We start from the raw sequence: 22,932 nt of genomic DNA on the forward strand, positions 1-22,932 counted from the left end.
CGCGTGTTTGAGCAGCGGCTCCCAGCGGTGCGGCTCGCTGCTGGACACCTCCAGGTGCTCGGGCGCGATGCGGTTGCTGATGGCACAAGCCTCTTCCATGCTGCGCGTGTGGATCAGCGCGCCACGGTCGTTCAGGCTCTTGGCGATGATGGCCGCGCGCGGCATGGTGTTGAGCAGGCGGTCGATGGCGGCCTGCACCGCGTCGATGTAGGTGCCATCGGGGCACAGCAGGATGCTCTGCGCGAGTTCGTCGTGTTCGGCCTGGCTGAACAGGTCCATGGCCACCCAATCAGCCGGCGTGCTGCCGTCGGCCAGCACGAGGATCTCGCTCGGGCCGGCGATCATGTCGATGCCCACGGTGCCGAACACGCGCTTCTTGGCGCTGGCAACGTAGGCGTTGCCCGGGCCGGTGATCTTGTCGACCTTGGGCACGGTGGCCGTGCCGTAGGCGAGCGCGGCCACGGCTTGAGCGCCGCCGATGGTGAAGGCGCGCGAGACGCCGGCCACGTAGGCGGCAGCGAGCACCAGATCATTGCGCTCGCCAGTGGTCGAGGTGGAGGCACCGCTGCCACCGGTGGCCACGCTGCCGCGAACGGGCGTGGGGACCACCATGATGATTTCCTGTACGCCGGCCACATGCGCCGGCACGGCGTTCATGATCAGGCTCGACGGATAGGCCGCCTTGCCACCGGGCACGTAGATGCCCACGCGGTCCAGCGGCGTGACCTTCTGGCCCAGCAGCGTGCCGTCCTCGTCGCGGTAGCTCCAGCTCTCGCCACCGGCCTTTTTCTGGGCCTCGTGGTAGCTGCGCACCCGGCGCGTGGCGGCCTGCAAGGCCTCGCGCTGGGCGCTGGGCAGGCCGTCGAACGCGGCCTTGAAGTCGGCCTGGGTAAGCTCCAGCTCAGCCATGCTGTTTACGGCCAGACCGTCAAATCGGGAGGTGTATTCCAGCACCGCAGCATCACCGCGCGACTTCACATCGTCCAGGATGCTGGCCACGCGCTCCTCGATCGCGCCGTCGGTCTCGGCCGACCAATGCAGCCGGGCCGCGAACTGCGCCTCGAATTCGGCGGCGGTGGTGGACAGGCGAGCGGGACGGGCGGTGAAGGTCATGCGGGCGTGCCTTGTTCGATGGCTTGCGCGAAGGCGTTGATGATGGGGCGGATGGCGGCTTGCTTGAGTTTCAGCGAAGCCTGGTTGACCACCAGGCGCGCGCTGATGTCCATGATGCGTTCGACCTCGACCAGGTGGTTGGCCTTGAGCGTGTTGCCGGTGGACACGAGGTCGACGATGGCATCGGCCAGGCCGGTGAGCGGTGCCAGCTCCATGCTGCCGTAGAGCTTGATCAGGTCCACGTGCACGCCCTTGCTGGCGAAGAACTCGCGCGCGATGTGGGTGTACTTGGTGGCCACCTTCAGGCGCGAGCCCTGGCGCACAGCCGAGGCGTAGTCGAAATCCGCGCGCACGGCCACGCTGACGCGGCAGCGCGAGATGTTCAGGTCCAGCGGCTGGTAGAGGCCCTGGCCACCGTGCTCGATCAGCGTGTCCTTGCCGGTCACACCCAGGTCGGCACCACCGTGTTCCACGTAGGTTGGCACGTCACTCGCGCGCACCAGCACCACACGCACCTGCGGGTTGCTGGTGGCCAGGATCAGCTTGCGCGACTTCTCGGGGTCTTCCAGCACCTCGATGCCCGCGGCTTTCAGCAGCGGCAGGGTCTCGTCGAAGATGCGGCCTTTGGAGAGAGCTAGCGTGATCATTTGATGCGTTCTATGTCGGCGCCGATGCCGCGCAGTTTTTCTTCCATCTGGTCGTAGCCACGGTCCAGGTGGTAGATGCGGTCGACGATGGTTTCACCCTCGGCCACCAGACCGGCAATCACCAGGCTGGCCGAAGCGCGCAGGTCGGTGGCCATGACGGTGGCGCCAGACAGGCGCGCGATGCCTTCGACCACGGCGATCTTGCCGTCGACCTGGATGTGCGCGCCCAGGCGCACCAGCTCGTTGACGTGCATGAAGCGGTTTTCAAAGATGGTCTCGGTGACCTTGCTGGTGCCGTCGGCAATGCAGTTGAGCACCATGAACTGGGCCTGCATGTCGGTGGGGAAGCCCGGGTACTCGGTGGTGCGAAAGCTCTGGGCCTTCAGGCGGCCCGACGCTCGCACGCGGATGAAATCGCCCCCTGCGTCCTTGCCGGCTTCGATCTCGGCGCCGGCTTCGTGCAGCTTGTCGATCACGGCGTCGAGGTGGTCGGCGCGGCCATGGCGCAGCACCACGTCACCCCCCGTGGCGGCCACGGCGCACAAAAAGGTGCCGGTCTCGATGCGGTCCGCCACCACCTGGTGGGTGCAGCCGTGCAGCCGGTCCACGCCCTGGATGTGGATGCGGCTGGTGCCATGGCCTTCGATCTTCGCGCCCATGGCGATCAGCATCTCGGCCAGGTCACCGATCTCGGGCTCTTGGGCCGCGTTTTCCAGCAGCGTCTCGCCCTCGGCCAGCGCGGCGGCCATGAGGAAGTTCTCGGTGCCGGTGACGGTGACCATGTCGGTGGCGATGCGCGCACCGTGCAGGCGCGTCTTGCCCGCGGGCAGCTTGGCCACCATGTAGCCGTGCTCCACCACAATCTCGGCGCCCATGGCCTGCATGCCCTTGATGTGCTGGTCCACCGGGCGCGAGCCAATGGCGCAACCGCCGGGCAGGGAAACACGGGCGTGGCCAAAGCGCGCCAGCAGCGGCCCGAGCACCAGCACCGACGCACGCATGGTCTTGACCAGCTCGTACGGTGCCTCCGCCTTGATGGGGTCGGCCGCCTGCAGCGTGATGCCGCCGCGCTCGCCATGGGTCTGCGTCTGCACGCCCATGTTGTCGAGCAGCTGGCGCATGGTGGCCACGTCGCGCAGGCGCGGCACGTTGTTCAGCGTGACGGGGTCGGCGGTGAGCAGCGCAGCGCACAGTTCGGGCAGCGCGGCGTTTTTGGCGCCCGAGATGGTCACCTCGCCTTGCAGGGAGCGGCCGCCGGTGATTCGCAGTTTGTCCATGGAACGCTATCGGCTCAGGGTTGGGCCGCCCATTCGGCGGGGGTGTAGGTCTTCATCGACAAGGCGTGCACCTCGTCGGTCTGGATGCGCCCGCCCAGCGTGCCGTAAACGGCCTGGTGGCGCTTGATCAGGCGCAGGCCTTCGAAGGCAGGCGACACGATCACCGCCGCCCAGTGGCGACCGTCGCCGGTGACTTCGAGGTGCTCGCACGGCAGGCCGGCGGCGATGAGCGATTGCAGTTGTTCAGCGGTCATGTCAGTGGCGAATTTTGTAGCCGGTCTTGAGCAGGTGCAGCGCGATCGCGCTCACCACGGCGAGTGCCCCGCCCACCAGCGCCAGGCTGATCCAGGGTGACACGTCGCTCTTGCCGAAGAAGCCGTAGCGGAAGCCGTCGATCATGTAAAAAAACGGGTTGAGGTGGCTCACCTTCTGCCAGAACTCGGGCAAGGAGTGGATCGAGTAGAACACGCCCGAGAGGAAGGTCATGGGCACGATGATGAAGTTCTGGAACGCGGCCATCTGGTCGAACTTCTCGGCCCACAGGCCGGCGATCAGACCCAGCGCACCCAGCAAGGCCGCGCCCATGAAGCCGAAGGCCAGGATCCACAGCGGCGCCACCAGCGAGGGCTGCGCGAACCACCAGGTGACCACCATCACGCCGGCGCCAACCGCCAGACCCCGCACGACGGACGAGCCCACGTAAGCCACGAACCAGGCGCGGTGCGACAGCGGCGTGAGCAGCAGAAACACCAAATTGCCCATGATCTTGCTCTGGATCAGCGACGACGAGCTGTTGGCAAAGGCGTTCTGCAGCACGCTCATCATCACCAGGCCCGGCAACAGAAAGGCGGTGTAGCTCACCGAGTCGTACACCTGCACCCGGTCTTCGAGCACGTGGCCGAAGATCATGAGGTACAGGATGGCGGTGATCACGGGTGCTGCAACCGTCTGGAAACCGACCTTCCAGAAACGCAGCACCTCTTTGTAAAACAGCGTCTGCCAACCCGTCATGCTGGCACCTCCACAGGGGCGACCTGTCGGGGCTGCGCGCCGGTCAGATCCAGAAACACATCCTCCAGATCGGCCTTGCGGATCTCGATGTCCTCGGGCGCCACACCCGCCTCGCGCAGACGCGCCAGGATGCGCTCAACCGCCAGCGCATCGTTGGCCGGCAGTTGCACCACGCGGCCGGTGACGCGCGCCTGCGCGGCCAGCTCGGGCGGCAAGGTCGCGTCGGTCTTGAAGCGCAACACGTTGGACGCGGCGCGCGACAGCAAGGCCGAGGTGGATTCGAGCGCCACCACCCTGCCCTGCTTGAGCATGGCGATGCGGCCGCACAAGGCTTCGGCTTCTTCGAGGTAATGCGTGGTCAGCAGCACGGTGCTGCCCAGCCGTTTGTTGAGGTCGGAGATGAACTGCCACAGGGTCTGGCGCAACTCCACGTCCACACCGGCGGTGGGTTCGTCGAGCACGATCACGGGTGGCTTGTGCACCAGCGCCTGTGCAATCAACACCCGGCGCTTCATGCCGCCCGAGAGCTGGCGCATGTTGGCGTTGGCCTTGTCGGTGAGGCCCAGGCCCTCCAGCAGTTCGTCGATCCAGGCGTCGTTGCGCTGAATGCCGAAGTAGCCGGACTGGATGCGCAGTGCTTCGCGCACATTGAAAAAGGGGTCGAACACCAGCTCCTGCGGCACCACGCCCAGCTGGCGGCGCGCGGCCTGGTAGTCGGCCTGCACGTCGCTGCCATGGACCAGCACGCGGCCCGAAGACGGGCTGGCCAGACCGGCCAGGATGCTGATCAGCGTGGTCTTGCCGGCACCGTTGGGGCCGAGCAGGCCGAAAAACTCACCGGCCTCGATGTCGAACGACACCGACTGCAAAGCCTGCACGGTGCCGCGCGAGGACGGGAAACTTTTGGAGACGTCAGAGAAGGAAACGGCGGGCATGCGCGGGGGGAACCACTGGAGTCATGGGCCGCGTTCAGGACATCTGGCCGCGACAAGAGAACCGCGTATTTTAGGCCCGGCGGGGTGTCCGCACGGGACACAGGGCAAGTCCCCGCGCCCGCTGCGCGTTGAAAATGCTCAGGGCGCAAGCAACCCGTTCACGCCGTAGAGCTCCATGAGGCTCTCCAGCCTGCGCGGCCAATGACTCACTTGCATGGTCTTGCCCTCGGCTCGCAACTGGCGGCGCAGCTCCAGCAGCACCGCCACCGCCGACGAATCAAACACGCTCAGCGAAGCGGCATCGAGCACCACCACCGGACCCGCCTGGTGCGACAGTGCCTGCTTCAACTCCACCAAGGTCTGTCCAGCGTTTGCCAGCGTGACCTGTGACGGCAGGGCCGCTGGAGCAGCGGCCGTGGACATGGATGTCGTCACGGGATCAGCTGGTCTTGGCGACGTTGGACTTGTTGCGCTGGACCAGCGACGCGATCAGGCCGTCGATGCCCTTGGCGTTGATTTCCTGCGCGAACTGCGTGCGGTAGGTTTCCACCAGCCAGACGCCGAGCACATTGATGTCGTAGATTTTCCAGCCGTTGGCGGTCTTTTCCATGCGGTAGTCGAGCTGGATCGGGTCGCCTTTGCCGCGCACTTCGGAGCGCACCACCACCTCGGTGTCTTCGGGCTTGGAGCGCATGGGCTTGAAGGACACGGTCTGGTCTTTCACCTCGCCGAGTGCACCCGAGTAGGTGCGCACCAGCAGGATCTTGAACTCGTCCTGCAGCTGCTTTTGCTGCTCGGGCGTGGCCTGGCGCCAGAAGCGGCCGACCGCAGACGACGTCATGCGCGTGAAGTTGACGCTGGGCAGGATTTTGGAATCCACCAGCGCCACGATGCGGTTCACATCACCGGCCTGGATGGCGGGGTCGGCCTTCACCGAGGCCAGCACGTCGCTGGAAATGCGCTTGACCAGCGCGTCGGGTGCTTCGTCTTGCGCCAGAGCGGGCAAAGACACCACACCGGCGGCGGTGATCACGAGGGCGGAGAGCCAGGAGCGGCGTTTCATCATGGTTGTTTTCCTTTAAGGCCCAATGGCCCGACTGCAGAGAACGCAGCGTAGTTCATCGGAGCGGCAGAAATGTGAAGCAGTTCCGCCGCATTCGTTGCGAGACGTATCGGCGTCTTACTCACCATCGCCCAAGCCAATGCCTTTGTCGATCATGTCGTCGATCTGGCTTTGGCGGCGGTTGAGGTACAGATCGCGGGTGAAGCTGTATTTGTCGAGCGCAGCCTCTTCCAGCAGCGACGAGGCTCGAAGCAGGCTGGCACGGGTGTCGACCACCCGCAATGCGGTCAGCGAGTTGCGCGTGGACACGTCATTCAGACCCGTGACCGGGTCCACGCTCATGTCGACCACCAGGCCGGTGCCATCACGCACCGAGGAAGGACCAAAAATCGGCAGCACCAGATAGGCGCCGGATGGCGCGCCCCAGCGACCCAGTGTCTGGCCGAAATCCAGGCGGGTGCGCGGAATGCCGGCTTCGGTGGCGATGTCGAGCAGGCCACCCAGGCCAAGCACGGTGTTGACACTGAAGCGCATCAGGTTCTCACCCGCCTCGCGCGGACGCAACTGGAACGCCGCGTTGGCCGCCGACCAGAGGTCGCCGATGTTGCCGAAGAAGTTGCTCACGCCGGTCTGCACCGGGCTGGGCGTGACGTCTTTGTAGACCGTGGCCACGGGTTTGAGGACCGCCGTGTCCACCGCATCGTTGAAACGGTAGACCCCGCGATTGAGCGGCTCCAGCGGATCGCGTGGGTTGGCATCGGGGCCGGTCGCGCAGCCGGTGAGCACGACCAGGACCAGACCGCTGGCCAGCAGTGCCGAAGAACGGCCTGTGTTTTTGAGCTTGTTGTTCATTGTGAAACCCCCTGGGCGCAGCGCCCGAATCGTTGTTGAATCGCCATGACCGAACCAGCCCGCATTCTTGTCAGGTTGCTGGTGTCTTGTCCGGACGCGCCGCCAAAAGCCCTGCTGGGCTTACTCGGCGGGCTTGGCGTCACCGCTGTCAGCGGCCTTGCTGAACAGGAACTGGCTGATCAGGTTCTCCAGGATCACTGCCGACTGCGTCTGCGTGATCACGGCGCCAGCGGCGATGTTCTCGGCGTCCCCACCGGGTTCGATGCCGATGTACTGTTCGCCCAGCAGCCCGTTGGTGAGGATCTTGAGCGAGCTGTCCTTGGGGAAGGCGTAGCGCGATTCCAGCGCCATCGTGATGTTGGCCTGGAAAGTGGTGTCGTCGAACGTGATCGACTCCACCCGCCCGACCACCACACCCGCGCTGCGCACCGCGGCCTTGGGTTTGACGCCGCCGGCGTTGTCGAAGCGGCCCACCACCTGGTAGGTCTTCTCGAAGTTCAGGCTCAGCAGGTTGGCCGACTGCAGGGCCAGGAACAGGATGGCCGCTGCGCCGATCAGCACGAACAGGCCAACCCAGATGTCGTTTTTGGAAGTTTGCATGTTGATCTCCGGATGACGCTCAGATGCTGAACATCGTGGCGGTGAGGATGAAATCGAGCGCCAGCACGGCCAGCGAGGCCACCACCACGGTGCGGGTGGTGGCGCGCGACACGCCTTCGGGCGTGGGGTGGGCGCTGAAGCCCTGCAACAAGGCCACGAAGGTCACGGCAAAGCCGAACACCACGCTCTTGATGACGCCGTTGCCCACATCGGCCCAGACGTCCACGCCGCCCTGCATCTGGCTCCAGAAGGCGCCGCCGTCCAGGCCGAGCATGAGCACGCCCACCACCCAGCCGCCGATGACACCCACGGCGCTGAAGATGCCGGCGAGCAAAGGCATGACGATCACGCCGGCCCAGAAGCGCGGCGCGAGCACGCGGCGCACCGGGTCCACGGCCATCATTTCCATGGCGCTGAGTTGTTCGCCGGCCTTCATGAGGCCGATCTCGGCGGTGAGCGAGGTGCCGGCGCGCCCCGCGAACAAGAGCGCGGTGATCACGGGCCCGAGTTCGCGCACCAGCGACAGCGCGACCAGCAAACCGAGCGCTTCGGTGGCGCCGTAGATGCGCAGCGTGTAGTAGCCCTGCAGCCCCAGCACAAAGCCCACGAACAGGCCGGAGACACCGATGAGGGCCAATGAATGGTTGCCCAGAAAGTGGATCTGGTCGCGCAGCAGCGCCGGGCGGCGCAGCGCAGCACCCAGCAGCATGAGCAGGCGCGCGAGCAGGCGCGTGCTGGTGCCGATGTCGGTGATCTGGGTGCGAACAGCAAAACCCAGGCGAGCAAGCCAGGCTGCGGTCATGCGCGCTCCTTGTGGCCGTTGCCGAAGTCGTGCTCAAGGCTCGGGCCAGGGTGGTGAAAGCGCACCGGGCCGTCGGGCAAGGCGTTGACGAACTGTTTGACCAGCGGGTCTTCGCTGTGACGCACTTCCTCGGGCGTGCCCTGGGCTGCGATCTTGCCGTTGGCCAGCACGATCACCTGGTCGGCGATGTGGAAGGTTTCGTCCAGGTCGTGCGAGACCACGATGCTGGTGAGACCCATGGCGTCGTTGAGCTGGCGAATCAGGCGCGCGGCGGTGCCCAGCGAGATCGGGTCCAGGCCGGCGAAGGGCTCGTCGTACATCACGAGTTCGGGGTCGAGTGCGATCGCCCGGGCCAGCGCCACGCGCCGCGCCATGCCGCCCGAGAGTTCGCTGGGCATGAGATCGCGCGCGCCGCGCAGGCCCACCGCGTTGAGCTTCATCAACACGATGTCGCGCACCAGAGCGTCGGGCAGACTGGTGTGCTCGTGCAACGGAAAGGCCACGTTGTCGAACACGCTCATGTCGGTGAACAAGGCGCCGAACTGGAACAGCATGCCCATGCGACGGCGCGCGGCGTACAGAGCCTCTGCGCGCATCACCGTGATGTCTTGTCCATCGAACAGGGTCTGGCCCTTCTGGGCGCGGAGTTGACCGCCGATGAGGCGCAGCACCGTGGTCTTGCCGCCGCCAGACGCACCCATGAGCGCCGTGACCTTGCCCCGGGGCACGGTCAGCGTGATGTTGTCGAGAATGGCGCGCTCGCCGTACCCGAAGGTGAGGTTGCGCAGTTCGACCAGGGGGGGTGCGTTGTGGGTGGGCATCAAACAAAAACCGGGCAGAGGGTGCCCGGTCGTTGAATGATAAGGGATTCGGGGTAAACCCGACTTCCATGCGGCGACGCCGACTTCAGCGCGGCAGGTCGGAGAAACCCATGAGGAATTCATCGACCGATCGCGCGGCCTGGCGGCCTTCGCGGATGGCCCACACCACCAGGCTCTGGCCGCGGCGCATGTCGCCGGCGGCAAACACCTTGGGCACGTTGGTGGCATAACCGCCGGTGAACTCGGTGCTGGCCTTGGCGTTGCCGCGGGCGTCCTTGTCCACGCCGAAGCCGTCGAGAATGCTGGCGACCGGGTTCACGAAACCCATGGCCAGCAGCACCAGATCGGCCTTGTACTCTTTTTCAGTACCGGGGATCTCGACCAGCTTGCCGTCTTTCATTTCGACGTGCACGGTGGTCAGGCCGGTGACCCTGCCCTTCTCGCCCTTGAAGGCCTTGGTGGAGATGGCGAACTCGCGCTGCAGGATGCCCTTTTCGGCGCTTTCGTCATGACTGGAGCTGGTGCGCAGCTTGAGCGGCCAGTAGGGCCAGACCAGGGGTTTGTCTTCCTGCTCGGGCGGCTGGGGCATGACCTCAAACTGGGTCACGCTGACCGCGCCGTGGCGGGTGCTGGTGCCCACGCAGTCGCTGCCGGTGTCGCCACCGCCGATCACGATCACGTGTTTGCCATCGGCGCGCAACTGGCCTTTGAACTTGTCGCCCGCGTTGACCTTGTTCTGCATCGGCAGGAACTCCATGGCGAAGTGCACGCCATCGAGGTCGCGGCCGGGCACCGGCAGGTCGCGGCTTTGTTCGGAGCCGCCGGTGAGCAACACGGCGTCGAAGTCTTTCTGCAGTTGCTCGGGGGTGATGGTCTCTTGCGCCCAGTTGGTGACCTTGGTGTCTTTGGGCAGCGTGCCCACCATCACACCGGTGCGGAACACCACGCCTTCGGCCTCCATCTGCGCCACGCGGCGGTCGATGTGGGTCTTCTCCATCTTGAAGTCGGGGATGCCGTAGCGCAGCAGGCCACCCACGCGGTCGTTCTTCTCGAACAGCGTCACGTCGTGACCGGCGCGCGCGAGCTGCTGGGCCGCGGCCATGCCGGCCGGGCCGGAGCCGACCACGGCGACCTTTTTGCCGGTCTTGTGGCGCGGCGGTTGCGGCTGTACCCAGCCCTCGGCCCAGGCGCGGTCGATGATGGCGTGCTCGATCGACTTGATGCCCACCGCGTCGTCGTTGACGTTGAGCGTGCACGCGGCCTCGCAGGGCGCGGGGCAGATGCGGCCGGTGAACTCGGGGAAGTTGTTGGTGCTGTGCAGCACGGTGATCGCGTTCTTCCAGTCGCCCTGGTACACCAGATCGTTGAAGTCCGGAATGATGTTGTTGACCGGGCAGCCGCTGTTGCAGAACGGCGTGCCGCAGTCCATGCAGCGCGCGGCCTGCACCTTGGACTGCTGGTCATCCAGCGCAACGACGAATTCCTTGTAATGCTTCAGGCGCTCGGGCACGGGCTTGTAGCCCTCTTCCAGACGCTCGTATTCCATGAAGCCGGTGACTTTTCCCATGATGCGTGTCCTTCGATTGCGTTGGCTTATTTGGCGGCGACGGTGGCTTTTTTCACTGTCGCCTGGGCCTTGGTGGTCACCTCAGCAGCGTTCTTGCGGGCGTGGATTTCACCCAGGGCGCGCTTGTACTCGTTCGGGAAGACCTTCACGAACTTGTCGCGCGCCTGCGCCCAGGTGTCGAGCAGTTCGCGCGCGCGCTTGCTGCCGGTCCAGCGGTTGTGCTCTTCGAGCAGCTTTTTCAACTGCGCTTCGTCACTCAGGCCGCGGTGCCAGATGGCCTTGTCCATGGTGGCTTCCTGCTCTTTGGCAGACAACACTTTTTCCATGCTGACCATGGCGGTGTTGCAGCGCTTGGCGAACTGGCCGTCCTCGTCGTACACGTAGGCCACGCCGCCGCTCATGCCGGCTGCGAAGTTGCGCCCGGTCTTGCCCAGCACCACCACGGTGCCGCCAGTCATATATTCACAGCCGTGGTCGCCCGTGCCCTCCACCACCGCGGTGGCGCCCGAGAGGCGCACCGCGAAGCGTTCGCCGGCCACGCCACTGAAGAAGGCTTCACCGGTGGTGGCGCCGTACATCACGGTGTTGCCCACGATGATGTTGCGCGCGGCTTCGCCGCGGAAGTCGATGCTGGGGCGCACCACCACACGGCCACCCGAGAGGCCTTTGCCGGTGTAGTCGTTGGCGTCGCCGATCAGGTACAGCGTGATGCCGCGCGTGAGGAAGGCGCCGAACGACTGGCCGCCCGTGCCTTCAAGCTGGATGCGGATGGAATCGTCCGGCAGGCCCTCGGGATGCACCTGGGTCACCGCGCCCGAGAGCATGGCGCCCACCGAGCGGTTGACGTTGCGCGCCACCTCGATGAACTGCACACGCTCGCCCTTGTCGATGGCACCGCGCGACTTGGCGATCAGGATGTTGTCGAGTGCCTTGTCCAGACCGTGCTCCTGCTCCTGCGTGTGCAGGCGCGGCACGTCGGCCGGCACGTTGGGCAGGGCCAGCAGGCGGCTGAAGTCGAGGCCGCGTGCTTTCCAGTGCTCGATCCCCTGCTTCATGTCGAGCAGGTCGGCGCGTCCGATCAGGTCGTCGAACTTGCGGATGCCCAGCTGGGCCATGATCTGGCGCACTTCTTCGGCGATGAAGAAGAAGTAGTTCACCACGTGTTCGGGCTTGCCGCTGAATTTCTTGCGCAGCGCCGGGTCTTGCGTGGCCACGCCCACCGGGCAGGTGTTGAGGTGGCACTTGCGCATCATGATGCAGCCCTCGACCACCAGCGGTGCGGTGGCGAAGCCGAATTCGTCGGCACCCAGCAGCGCGCCGATGGCCACATCGCGGCCGGTCTTCATCTGGCCGTCGGCCTGCACGCGGATGCGGCTGCGCAGGCGGTTGAGCACCAGCGTCTGCTGGGTTTCGGCCAGGCCGATTTCCCACGGGCTGCCAGCGTGTTTGATGGACGACCAGGGCGAAGCGCCCGTGCCGCCGTCGTGGCCGGCGATCACCACGTGGTCGGCCTTGCACTTGGCCACGCCCGCGGCGATGGTGCCCACGCCGATTTCGGACACCAGCTTCACGCTGATGCTCGAATGCGGCGCCACGTTCTTCAGGTCGTGGATCAGCTGCGCCAGGTCTTCGATGGAGTAGATGTCGTGGTGCGGCGGCGGGCTGATGAGACCCACGCCCGGCACACTGTGGCGCAGCTTGCCGATGTAGTCGCTGACCTTGCCACCGGGCAGCTGGCCGCCTTCGCCGGGCTTGGCGCCCTGGGCCATCTTGATCTGGATCTGGTCGGCGCTGTTGAGGTACTCGGCTGTGACACCGAAGCGGCCCGAGGCCACCTGCTTGATCTTGGAGCGCATGGAGTCGCCGGCCTGCAGCACGTAGTCGACTTCAAAGGTGTCCTTGCCCAGCAGGTCGGACATGGTCTGGCCCTGCTTGATCGGGATGCCCTTGAGCTCGTTGCGGTAACGCAGCGCGTCTTCGCCGCCTTCGCCGGTGTTGCTTTTGCCGCCGATGCGGTTCATGGCCACGGCCAGCGTGGCGTGCGCCTCGGTGGAGATGGAGCCGAGCGACATGGCGCCGGTGGCGAAGCGCTTGACGATTTCTTTCGCCGACTCGACCTCGTCGATCGGGATCGCCTTGGCCGGATCGATCTTGAACTCGAACAGGCCGCGCAGGGTCATGTGGCGGCGGCTCTGGTCGTTGATGAGCTGCGCGTATTCCTTGTAGGTGTTCCAGTTGTTGGCGCGCGTGCTGTGTTGCAGCTTGGCGATGGCGTCGGGCGTCCACATGTGCTCTTCGCCGCGGGCGCGCCAGGCGTATTCGCCACCGGCGTCCAGCATGGTGGCGAGCACCGGGTCGTCGCCGAAAGCCGCCTTGTGCATGCGAATGCTCTCTTCGGCGATCTCGAACACGCCGATGCCGCCCACGCGGCTGGCCGTGCCGGTGAAGTACTTCTCCACCGTGGCGCTGTTGAGGCCGATGGCTTCGAACAGCTGCGCGCCGCAGTACGACATGTAGGTCGACACGCCCATCTTGGACATGATCTTGGACAGGCCCTTGCCGATCGCCTTGACGTACTGGTAGATCGCCTTGTCGGCGCTCAGGTCGCCGGGCAGGCCCTTGTGGATGGCGGCCAGGGTTTCCATGGCCAGGTAGGGGTGCACGGCTTCGGCGCCGTAACCCGCGAGCACGGCGAAGTGGTGCACTTCGCGCGCCGTGCCGGTCTCCACCACCAGGCCGGCCGTGGTGCGCAGACCTTCGCGCACCAGGTGCTGGTGGATGGCCGAGAGCGCGAGCAGCGCGGGGATGGCGATCTGCGTCGCGCTGATGGCGCGGTCGCTGATGATCAGGATGTTGTGGCCGCCCTTGATGGCATCGACCGCACTGGCGCACAGCGACGCCAACTTGGCTTCCACGCCGGCACGGCCCCAGTCGGCCGGGTAGGTGATGTCCAGCGTGTGGCTGCGGAATTTGCCTTGCGTGGCCGATTCGATGTCGCGCAGCTTCGCCATGTCGGTGAAGTCGAGCACGGGCTGGCTCACTTCCAGGCGCATCGGCGGGTTGACCTGGTTGATGTCCAACAGGTTGGGCTTGGGGCCGATGAAAGACACCAGCGACATCACGATCGCCTCGCGGATCGGGTCGATCGGCGGGTTGGTCACCTGCGCGAACAACTGCTTGAAGTAGTTGTAGAGCGGCTTGTTCTTGTCGGACAGCACGGCGAGCGGGCTGTCGTTGCCCATGGAGCCGATGCCCTCTTCGCCGTTGGCGGCCATCGGGCTCATCAGGAACTTGATGTCTTCCTGCGTGTAGCCAAAGGCCTGCTGGCGGTCCAGCAGTTCGGGCGCGACGTTTTCCATGCCACCGGTTTGCGGCTCGGTCGCGCCGATGCGCTGCTCCTGCGCCGACTCACCGGCCACGGGGGTGTCCACGTCGTCCAGACGGATGCGCAGGTTGTCGATCCACTGCTTGTAGGGCTTGTTGTTCGCGAGGTTGGCCTTGAGCTCCTCATCGTCGATCATGCGGCCCTGCTCCAGATCGATCAGGAACATCTTGCCGGGCTGCAGGCGCCACTTGCGCACGATCTTGTTCTCGGGCACGGGCAGCACGCCGGACTCGGAGCCCATGATCACGAAGTCGTCGTCGGTGATGCAGTAGCGCGAAGGGCGCAAGCCGTTGCGGTCCAGCGTGGCGCCGATCTGGCGGCCGTCGGTGAACACGATGGAGGCAGGGCCGTCCCACGGCTCCATCATGGCGGCGTGGTACTCGTAGAAGGCCTTGCGGCGCTCGTCCATGGTGGTGTGCTGCTCCCACGGCTCGGGGATCATCATCATCACGGCCTGCGCCAGCGGGTAACCCGCCATGGTCAGCAGCTCCAGGCAGTTGTCGAAGGTGGCGGTGTCGGACTGGCTGGCGAAGCTGATCGGGTAGAGCTTCTGCAGGTCGGCACCCAGCACGGGCGAGGACATCACGCCCTCGCGCGCCTTCATCCAGTTGTAGTTGCCCTTGACGGTGTTGATCTCGCCGTTGTGCGCCACATAGCGGTACGGGTGGGCCAGCGGCCACTCGGGGAAGGTGTTGGTGGAAAAGCGCTGGTGCACCAGGCCCAGGGCCGAGACGCAGCGTTCGTCCTGCAGGTCGCGGAAGTAGGTGCCCACCTGATCGGCCAGCAGCAGGCCTTTGTAGACCACGGTGCGGCTGCTCATGCTGACCACGTAATACTCTTTGCTGTGGGTCAGCTTGAGGCGCTGGATGTTGGCACTCGCTGTCTTGCGGATCACGTACAGCTTGCGCTCCAGCGCGTCCTGCACGATCACGTCGTTGCCGCGACCAATGAACACTTGGCGGATCACCGGCTCTTTGGCGCGCACGGTGGGCGACATCGGCATGTCGAGGTTCACCGGCACGTTGCGCCAACCCAGCAGCACCTGACCTTCGGCGGCGATGGCGCGCTCCATTTCCTGCTCGCAGGCCAGGCGGCTGGCGTGCTCCTTGGGCATGAAAATCATGCCCACGCCGTACTCGCCGGCGGGTGGCAGGGTCACGCCCTGGGCCGCCATTTCCTCGCGGTACAGCGCATCGGGCAGCTGGATCAACAGACCCGCGCCATCGCCCATCAGCTTGTCGGCACCGACCGCACCCCGGTGGTCGAGGTTTTCAAGAATCTTCAAGCCCTGCTGCACGATGCCGTGGCTCTTCTCGCCCTTGATGTGCGCCACAAAACCGACGCCACAGGCGTCGTGCTCGTTGGAAGGGTCGTACAGACCGTGTTGCTGGAGGTACTGCTGTTCGGCTGCCGTGGTCATGGCGCTTCCTTCTCGGTTCGTGGGGCGTTGATGCAAATCGGGGACTGCGGAGCATATTGCATTGCAACAACAATGCCAAGCAGATTAATGGGGGTCAGATTCCAATTTTGCGCGCACGATTTTTGTATCGAACTCAATTGGGGACAGATCAAAATCGCGCGAAGAACAGCCGAAGCTCACGGTTGATCACCGGCCATCCGGGGATGTCCTCGGCGGTCGGCCGGCGCGCGCTTCGCTGATGCGGCGACTGGTCTGCTTCTGCAGGGTCTCCACAAACTCGGCGTCACCCAGCGCCCAGCCGTGCAGCGTGGCGTGCGTGATCGCGTTTTGTGCATCGGCGGCCAGTCCGGCGCGCACCAATTCGGTGTAGGCGGCCTCCCGCGCAAAGGGCGTGTTCCCGAGGCTCCAGACCAAGGGATGGGGCGTGACGCGCCGGTCGTTGGTCTGTCCAATGAAGTGGCGGTGGCTCGACCACACGTATTGCCTCGGGTCGTTCACCATGCCGGCGCGCACGGGGTTCAGGTCCAGGTAGGCCATGCAGGCGAGCAGATAGCGGTCGGTCTGGATCAGGGTGGACTTGTACCGCCCTTCCCACAGCGTGCCGGTGCGCTGGTGCAGATCGTTGAAATAGCGCACGTAGCGCCGCCCCACCGCCTGCATCATCAACGGCACACCCTCGCCGGTTTCGGGCGTGAGCAGCAGGTGAAAGTGGTTGTCCATCAGCACATAGGCGTTGATCGCCACCTGGTGCTTTTTCGCGTTTTCGCCCAACAGGTCGAGCAGCACCTCGCGGTCGGCATCGGTTTTGACGATGGCCTGCCGGTTGTTGCCACGCTGGATGACGTGGTGAGGGTAACCGGCAACGGTGAGGCGGGGCAGTCGGGCCATGGATGAGGTGTGAAATTGGAATCTGACCCCGATTAATGGACCCCGATTAATGACCCCGATTAAACACCAGCCCTTTGGCGCCATGCAGTTTGCAGGCGTCCCGCCAGCAACAGCCCAAGCACGGACGAAGCCGCCGTGACCCACCAGGTGGATTGCCAACCGCCCGCTTGGGTGGCGACCCAGGCCACGAGCGGCGGGCCGATGAACTGGCCGAGCGCCGAGAACTGCTGCATCCAGCCGACCGTGGTGGACACCGTGTCCTCGCCCGGAGCCAGCACCACCGCCAAACCAAACAAGGTTCCCGGCACCAGTCCGCCGATGCCCGAGAAAGCCAGCACGGCCAGGTACTGAGCGAGCGGGTAACCCTCTGCGGTGAAGGCGATCACCGAGCCGAGTCCCATGGCGCAAAAGCCGGCGCCCAGCAGCGCGCCGGGCGGCACACCGCGCGCCAACAACCGCCCCGCGCCAATGTTGCCCGACATGTTGATTCCCGCCGCCAGCGCACTCAAGGCGCCCACCGCCACGGCGCCATACCCGGCTTGCGCGTAAATGGTGGGCAGAAAGCCGATCACGGCCAGCCACTGGCCTGAGTAAAGGAAGAACGCCAGTGCCACCCACCAAGGGCCCGGCGCTTCCAGCGTTCGCCGGAGTCTGGGGCGCCAGGCGACGGCTGGCGGGCCTGGCCTGTCCGCGCGCTTGTCGTCGGACACACAGCGCATGAGCACCGCCGCCGCACACAGCGACAGCAACGCCAGGCACACCCATGCCCACCGCCAACCGATCACGCCCATGAGCGGCGCACCCAACAGCAGGGCCAGCGCAGTACCCAGCGGCATGTAGGCACCCCACCAGCCCAGTGCGCGCGACAGGGTGGGTGCATGCAGCACACGTTGGCGCAGAAGGCCAGGCGCGGGCAACACTGCGAGCAGGAATCCCATGCCCTCGACCACGCGGGAGAACAACAGCAACGCCGTCCCGGGCGCCATTGCACCGAGTGCACTGCCCAACGCCAGCAGCACCAACCCGGCCACCATCACCCGCCTCGGACCCAGCCGATCTGCAGCAAGGCCGACCACCAGCCCCAGCGTCATGCCGGCGAGCTGCACCAGCGACAACAGAAAACCGGCCTGAACCAAGGTCAGACCCAAAGCGTCGCGCAACACGGGGATGGCCACCGGCAGTTTGCCCACATGCAGGGCACATGTGACGCCCACCGCAAACACGATGGCTGCCGTTCGCCGGGAAGCCGAATCGTCTCGGGCTGTCATGCGGCGGTGGACTCGGCTCAGCTCAGGGAAAGACCACCGCGCCAAACAAGCGCTCGTGCTCGCGAATGGCGAAGCGGTCGGTCATGCCCGCGATGTAGTCGGCAACAGTGCGCGCATGGTGCCGGCTCCGGCTGTGGGCGTCGGGCAATTCCTGCGGTGCGCTCATGTAGCGCTCAAACAGGTCGCTGACCACACGGCGTGCGCGGTTCGTGGTCTCCATCACCTGAGGGTGGCGGTAAAGGTTGCGAAGCAGAAAGGTCTTGAGCAGCTGTGATTGATCGCGCATGGTCGGGGAAAACGCCACCAAAGGCGGCAGGCGGCGCACGTCGTCCACGCTGTTCAGCGCATGCCCGTCCATGAGCAGGCGGGTGTGGTCGATCACGTCGTACACCTGATCGCTGAGCATGAGGCGAATGGACTCGAACAGGAGACGCCGGCCGGCCAGCGCAGGATGTGCCTTCAGCGCCTGCTGCCGGTGGTACTCGAACAAAGGCACCTCGCCCAGTTGCTCCAGCGTCAGCAAACCCGAGCGCACGCCGTCATCGATGTCGTGCGCGTTGTAGGCGATCTCGTCGGCCAGGTTGCACAGCTGCGCCTCCAGACTGGGAGAGCCGCCTTTGAGGAACCGAGCGGCCACGCCGTTGGGCTCCAGGCGTTCCAGCCGCTGCGCGTTGTTGCGCGAACAATGTTTGAGGATGCCCTCGCGGGTCTCGAAGCACAGGTTCAAACCGTCAAACGCCGGGTATCGCTCCTCCAGTTCGTCCACCACGCGCAAGCTCTGCAGGTTGTGCTCGAAACCCCACCCGTCTTCGGCGTCTGGGGTGGGTGCGAGCGACTGCATGCAGGCGTTCAGCGCGTCCTGGCCCGCATGCCCGAATGGCGTATGGCCCAAGTCGTGCGCCAGCGCAATCGCCTCGACCAGATCTTCATTGAGCTGCAAGGACCTCGCGATGCTGCGCCCCAGCTGCGCCACCTCGAGCGAGTGCGTCAGACGCGTGCGGAAAAGATCGCCTTCGTGGTTCAGAAATACCTGGGTTTTGTAAACCAGCCGGCGAAATGCGGTGGAGTGGATCACGCGGTCCCGATCACGCTGGAAGGCCGTGCGCGTGGGAGCTTCAGCCTCCGGGTACCGGCGTCCTCGACTCTGCGCAGGGTCACTGGCGTAGGGCGCCAGCGTTTGCACGGATCGTTGCGGCGCTCGCTCCATCAGGCGCGCACACTCGCCTCGATCACCTGCGCCACGAGCGCATCGGGCGCCGATCGCACCACGGCGCTGCCGGGCCGATCGATCACCACGAACTTGATCTCGCCCGCTTCCGATTTCTTGTCGACCCGCATCAGGGTGAGATAGCGGCCCACGTTGTCGTGCACGTCCAGCACGGGCGCCACGGTGGGCAGCCCCGCCGCTTGCACCAGGCGCGTGAGACGTTCGACAAACGCGGCATCGACACCACCCAGAGCCTGCGAGAGCCGCGCCGCCATCACCAGCCCGCAACCCACGGCCTCGCCGTGCAGCCATGCGCCGTAGCCCATGCCCGCCTCGATCGCATGTCCGAAGGTGTGGCCAAAATTGAGAATGGCGCGCAGGCCTGATTCGCGCTCGTCCTGCCCCACCACCCAGGCCTTGATCTCGCAACTGCGTTTGACGGCATGCGCCAAGGCCTCGGGATCGCGCGCCATGAGCCGGGGCATATGCTCCTCGATCCAGTCGAGAAAGGCCGTGTCGGCGATGGGTCCGTATTTGATGACCTCGGCCAGACCGGCGCTGAGTTCGCGCACCGGCAAGGTATTGAGGGTGTCGAGGTCGCACACCACACGCCGAGGCTGGTAGAAAGCCCCGATCATGTTCTTGCCCAGCGGATGGTTGATCGCCGTCTTGCCGCCCACTGAAGAGTCCACCTGTGCCAGCAAGGTGGTGGGTACCTGCACGAACGGCACGCCACGCATGTAGCTTGCTGCGGCAAAGCCGGTCATGTCGCCCACCACACCACCGCCGAGCGCGAAAAGAACCGTCTTGCGGTCACAGGCGTGCGAGAGCAGCGCGTCAAAAATCAGGTTGAGCGATTCCCAGGTCTTGTAAGACTCGCCATCGGGCAGACTCACCATGTGGACTTGGGCGTAGCGCGATGCGAGCACCCGCTTCAGACGCTCGGCGTACAGCGGCTCCACCGTTTCGTTGGTGACGATCATCGCGCTTCGGGCGGCGGGAAGGTCGCGGTAGCTGTCCTGGGAATCCAGCAATCCAGCACCGATGTCGATGGCGTAGCTGCGATCGCCAAGACCGATGTTGACCTGCTGGTGAGGGGAAAAAGTGGCTTGGAGCGTCATGGGGCCCAAGTTTATGCCCACATCGAACCACAGGCCCAAGCCAGCGAATCAGCGAACAGACCGGGAACCCGTTGATGGTTGAGGGCCAGACGCATCAGGCTCGATAGGCACCTCCTGTGTGGCTGCCCCACCCAACTCCAGTTGCATCACGATCATGTTCACCAACATGGCCACCGAGGGCCGCCCCGTTTCAATCACAAAATGCGCTGTCTGGCGGTACAGCGGGTCGCGCTCGGCGTACAAATCCTTCAGACGCTGCTGAGGATCTGCCACCTGCAGCAACGGACGGTTTCGATCGTGCCGCAAGCGACGAAAGACCTCCTCAGGCGTGGAGCGCAAATAGACCACGGTGCCCCGCTGGTTCAACCGCTCGCGGTTTTCTGGCCGCAGCACGGAGCCACCGCCGGTGGACACCACACAGGTGGGCCCCGCCGTCAGCTCGTCGATGACAGACGCTTCAAGATCGCGGAATCGCTCCTCACCCTCGCGCTCAAAAAACTCACGGATCGAACACCCCAAGCGGTGTTCGATCACGTGATCCGAGTCAAAGAAAGGGAGTGCAATGCGGCGCGCCAACTGGCGACCCACCGTCGACTTGCCCGAGCCAGGCAAGCCGATCAGGAAGCAGGACGAAGCGCTCAATTGATGGCGGATCGACCCAACACGCGAGGTGTGATGAAGATGAGCAGCTCGGATTTGTTGTTGGTGCGTTCGCGCGACTTGAACAAATTGCCCACGCCAGGCAGATCACCCAGCAGAGGCACCTTGTTCACGGTGTCGCGCTGCGTTTGTTCGAAGATGCCGCCGATCACCACCGTTCCGCCGTTCTCCACCAGCACCTGCGTCTGAACGTGCTTGGTGTTGATGGCCACGCCGTCTGGCGTGTCCACACCCCTGCTGTCCTTGTTGATGTCCAGGTCCAGGATGATGTTGCCTTCAGGCGTGATCTGAGGCGTCACTTCCAGCTTCAGGTTGGCCTTGCGGAAGGCAATCGCCGTCGCGCCGCTGGATGTTGCCGTCTGGTAAGGGAACTCGGTGCCTTGTTCGATCAGTGCCTTGACGCCGTCGGCCGTCACGACACGGGGGCTGGCCACAATGCGTCCCTTCGAATCCGATTCCAGCGCAGAGATTTCCAGACTCAGGAAGCGCGAGGCATTGGGACTGAACAGCGACAGGGCGTAAGACGCAGCCAGGGCGGTTCCCGGGTTGGCCGGCAAGCTCACAAACGGAGCAGAAGTCGGTGTTGGGCCCGTCGATACCGCACCGTAGGTCGAGCCGAAGTTGCCCTGCACTTGATTACCGTTGATGGAGCCGGCACCAAAGCCACGCACGCCACCGCCCAGTCGAACACCCAGCGACTTGCCGAACGTGTCGTCGGCCTCAACGATGCGGGCCTCGATGATCACTTGGCGGATCGGAATGTCCAGCTTGGCGATCAGGTCCTGAACCTGTTGCAGCTTGGATGGGATGTCGGTGACAAACAGCTGGTTGGTCCGCGGCTCGGAAATCACGCTGCCACGCTCAGACAGGATTCGGGCGTTGCTTCCACCCGACGCACTGGCGCCACCACCCGTGGAAGTCAACTGGGAGGCAATGTCGACCGCCTTGGCGTAGTTCATCTGAAAGCCTTGCGTGCGCAATGCCTCCAGACTTTCTGTTGACGCGCGCGCTTCCAGGTCTTGCTTTTCACGCGCAGCGATCTCGTCCTTGGGCGCAATCCACAACACATTGCCCGACTTGCGCATGCCCAGGCCTTTGGCCTGAAGAATGATGTCCAGCGCCTGGTCCCAAGGCACATCCTTGAGCCGCAGTGTCACCGAGCCTGTCACAGAGTCTGACGTCACCACGTTGAAGTTGGTGAAATCGGCGATCACCTGCAGCAACGACCGAACTTCGATGTTCTGGAAGTTCAAAGAAAGCTTCTCGCCGTTGTAGCCAGGCCCTTGCGTGAGCTTGCTGGAATCGATTTTCTGCTCTCGGATCTCCAGAACGAACTGATTGTCGCTCTGATACGCAGAGTGCTCCCAGTTGCCGGTAGGCGCGACGACCATGCGCACCCGGTCACCCGTCTGGGACGTGGTGACGCTCTGCACAGGCGTACCGAAATCACTCACATCCAGCCGGCGGCGCAAGCCTTCGGGCAGGGATGTCTTCAAAAACTCCACCACCAGGTTTTGCCCTTGCTGGCGGATATCAACACCCACCTGGTTGTTGGCCAGCTCCACCACCACACGACCGGCGTTGCCCACGCCTCGGCGGAAGTCGATATCGCGAAGCGATGACACGTCGCGGTTGCGGTTTTCAGCAAAAGAGGCCGGCGGCGCTGTGACGGCCGTCACCACCTCGGAGCGCTGCAACACGACCAGAAGCGAGTTGCCTTCGATCTTGGTTTCGTAAGAAGCGGTCTGCTTCAGGTTGATCACCACGCGCGTGCGGTCACCAGCCTGAACCACATTGGCCGAGCGCAGGTTGCCTTCATTGATTTCAACAGTGCTGCGACCGATTGCGTTGGCAACGCCAGGGAAGTCAAGTGCAATGCGGGCCGGCGACTGGATGGTGAACCCGGTCGGCACAGCGGCAAGCGGTTGAGCCGTGTTGATGCGAATGACCTCCACACCGCCTTGCACACCCCCCGTCAACGACTGAATCGTGTTTTGAGCCTGAGCCCACACAGTGGTTACCGCCATGCAGGCAAAGACTGCGCCCCTGAGCACACCCCGTTGCACAGCTGACACCACGGACGCCTTGATTGGCTTGTTCATTTAGAAGCTTCCTCTTGTAACTGCAACGCTGCGGGGCGCTCCGTCCACTCGCCGCCGGAGTCCTGCACGATTTCGCGCATGACCACCTCGGTTTCTGAAATTTTGGTCACACGTCCGTAGTTCTGCCCCAGATAGCTGCCTGGGCGAACCTGATACAGCAGGTTGTCGACCTTCACGAGTGCAACCAGTTGCC

At 64.7% G+C, this 22,932-nt stretch carries 21 protein-coding genes; all 21 read right to left on the reverse strand.

Annotated features, from left to right (window positions below):
• Positions 1-1,113: histidinol dehydrogenase (gene hisD / locus ACN4F8_RS12390; protein ID WP_419473875.1), on the reverse strand; the 1,113-nt coding region annotated here is incomplete at its 3' end.
• Positions 1,110-1,760, reverse strand: a complete 651-nt coding sequence (hisG, locus tag ACN4F8_RS12395; RefSeq protein WP_069047538.1) for an ATP phosphoribosyltransferase — start codon at positions 1,758-1,760, stop codon at positions 1,110-1,112. The genes hisD and hisG, both read right to left, overlap by 4 nt.
• Complete coding sequence (gene murA / locus ACN4F8_RS12400) at positions 1,757-3,037, reverse strand: UDP-N-acetylglucosamine 1-carboxyvinyltransferase (RefSeq protein WP_419473876.1); 1,281 nt, start codon at positions 3,035-3,037, stop codon at positions 1,757-1,759. Before murA ends, hisG begins: the two co-directional genes overlap by 4 nt.
• Before the next feature lie 14 nt (positions 3,038-3,051).
• Positions 3,052-3,291 carry a BolA family protein gene (locus tag ACN4F8_RS12405; protein WP_069047539.1) on the reverse strand — a complete coding sequence of 80 codons (240 nt, stop codon included), beginning with the start codon at positions 3,289-3,291 and terminating at the stop codon, positions 3,052-3,054.
• 1 nt (position 3,292) lies between these two features.
• Positions 3,293-4,048, reverse strand: coding sequence for an ABC transporter permease (locus ACN4F8_RS12410; protein WP_419473877.1), 756 nt, complete (start codon positions 4,046-4,048; stop codon positions 3,293-3,295).
• Entirely contained in the window at positions 4,045-4,983 is a 939-nt protein-coding gene (locus ACN4F8_RS12415) for an ABC transporter ATP-binding protein (protein WP_419473878.1), read from the reverse strand. Before ACN4F8_RS12415 ends, ACN4F8_RS12410 begins: the two co-directional genes overlap by 4 nt.
• Before the next feature lie 138 nt (positions 4,984-5,121).
• Positions 5,122-5,406, reverse strand: a complete 285-nt coding sequence (locus ACN4F8_RS12420; protein WP_419473879.1) for an STAS domain-containing protein — start codon at positions 5,404-5,406, stop codon at positions 5,122-5,124.
• A 16-nt stretch (positions 5,407-5,422) separates the two neighbouring features.
• Positions 5,423-6,046 (reverse strand): MlaC/ttg2D family ABC transporter substrate-binding protein, encoded by a 624-nt coding sequence (locus ACN4F8_RS12425; protein WP_419473893.1) that lies wholly within the window; start codon positions 6,044-6,046, stop codon positions 5,423-5,425.
• Positions 6,047-6,163: 117 nt separating this feature from the next.
• The gene (locus tag ACN4F8_RS12430; RefSeq protein WP_419473880.1) at positions 6,164-6,898 is read right to left on the reverse strand and encodes a VacJ family lipoprotein; all 735 of its coding nucleotides are present in this window, start codon (positions 6,896-6,898) and stop codon (positions 6,164-6,166) included.
• Between the two features lie 120 nt (positions 6,899-7,018).
• Complete coding sequence (gene mlaD, locus ACN4F8_RS12435; RefSeq protein WP_419473881.1) at positions 7,019-7,498, reverse strand: outer membrane lipid asymmetry maintenance protein MlaD; 480 nt, start codon at positions 7,496-7,498, stop codon at positions 7,019-7,021.
• Between the two features lie 19 nt (positions 7,499-7,517).
• Positions 7,518-8,300, reverse strand: coding sequence for a lipid asymmetry maintenance ABC transporter permease subunit MlaE (mlaE, locus tag ACN4F8_RS12440; protein WP_419473882.1), 783 nt, complete (start codon positions 8,298-8,300; stop codon positions 7,518-7,520).
• Positions 8,297-9,121 (reverse strand): ABC transporter ATP-binding protein, encoded by an 825-nt coding sequence (locus tag ACN4F8_RS12445; protein ID WP_419473883.1) that lies wholly within the window; start codon positions 9,119-9,121, stop codon positions 8,297-8,299. Before ACN4F8_RS12445 ends, mlaE begins: the two co-directional genes overlap by 4 nt.
• Before the next feature lie 85 nt (positions 9,122-9,206).
• The gene (locus ACN4F8_RS12450; protein ID WP_419473884.1) at positions 9,207-10,688 is read right to left on the reverse strand and encodes a glutamate synthase subunit beta; all 1,482 of its coding nucleotides are present in this window, start codon (positions 10,686-10,688) and stop codon (positions 9,207-9,209) included.
• Positions 10,689-10,714: 26 nt separating this feature from the next.
• Entirely contained in the window at positions 10,715-15,493 is a 4,779-nt protein-coding gene (locus ACN4F8_RS12455; protein WP_419473885.1) for a glutamate synthase-related protein, read from the reverse strand.
• Positions 15,494-15,679: 186 nt separating this feature from the next.
• Positions 15,680-16,381, reverse strand: a complete 702-nt coding sequence (locus ACN4F8_RS12460; protein WP_419473886.1) for a transposase — start codon at positions 16,379-16,381, stop codon at positions 15,680-15,682.
• A gap of 59 nt (positions 16,382-16,440) precedes the next feature.
• Positions 16,441-17,649 carry a CynX/NimT family MFS transporter gene (locus ACN4F8_RS12465; protein ID WP_419473887.1) on the reverse strand — a complete coding sequence of 403 codons (1,209 nt, stop codon included), beginning with the start codon at positions 17,647-17,649 and terminating at the stop codon, positions 16,441-16,443.
• Positions 17,650-17,671: 22 nt separating this feature from the next.
• Positions 17,672-18,856: a deoxyguanosinetriphosphate triphosphohydrolase gene (locus ACN4F8_RS12470; RefSeq protein ID WP_419473888.1), complete on the reverse strand. Its 1,185-nt coding sequence runs from the start codon at positions 18,854-18,856 to the stop codon at positions 17,672-17,674.
• Positions 18,856-19,977 carry a 3-dehydroquinate synthase gene (aroB, locus tag ACN4F8_RS12475; protein WP_419473889.1) on the reverse strand — a complete coding sequence of 374 codons (1,122 nt, stop codon included), beginning with the start codon at positions 19,975-19,977 and terminating at the stop codon, positions 18,856-18,858. The genes ACN4F8_RS12470 and aroB overlap by 1 nt, the downstream gene beginning before the upstream one ends.
• Before the next feature lie 48 nt (positions 19,978-20,025).
• Positions 20,026-20,619, reverse strand: coding sequence for a shikimate kinase (locus ACN4F8_RS12480; protein WP_419473890.1), 594 nt, complete (start codon positions 20,617-20,619; stop codon positions 20,026-20,028).
• Positions 20,616-22,739 (reverse strand): type IV pilus secretin PilQ, encoded by a 2,124-nt coding sequence (gene pilQ / locus ACN4F8_RS12485; RefSeq protein ID WP_419473891.1) that lies wholly within the window; start codon positions 22,737-22,739, stop codon positions 20,616-20,618. Before pilQ ends, ACN4F8_RS12480 begins: the two co-directional genes overlap by 4 nt.
• Positions 22,736-22,932: pilus assembly protein PilP (locus ACN4F8_RS12490; protein WP_419473892.1), on the reverse strand; the 197-nt coding region annotated here is incomplete at its 5' end. The genes pilQ and ACN4F8_RS12490, both read right to left, overlap by 4 nt.

It is taken from the genome of Hydrogenophaga sp., from assembly GCF_048549895.1.
GTDB lineage: Bacteria > Pseudomonadota > Gammaproteobacteria > Burkholderiales > Burkholderiaceae_C > Hydrogenophaga.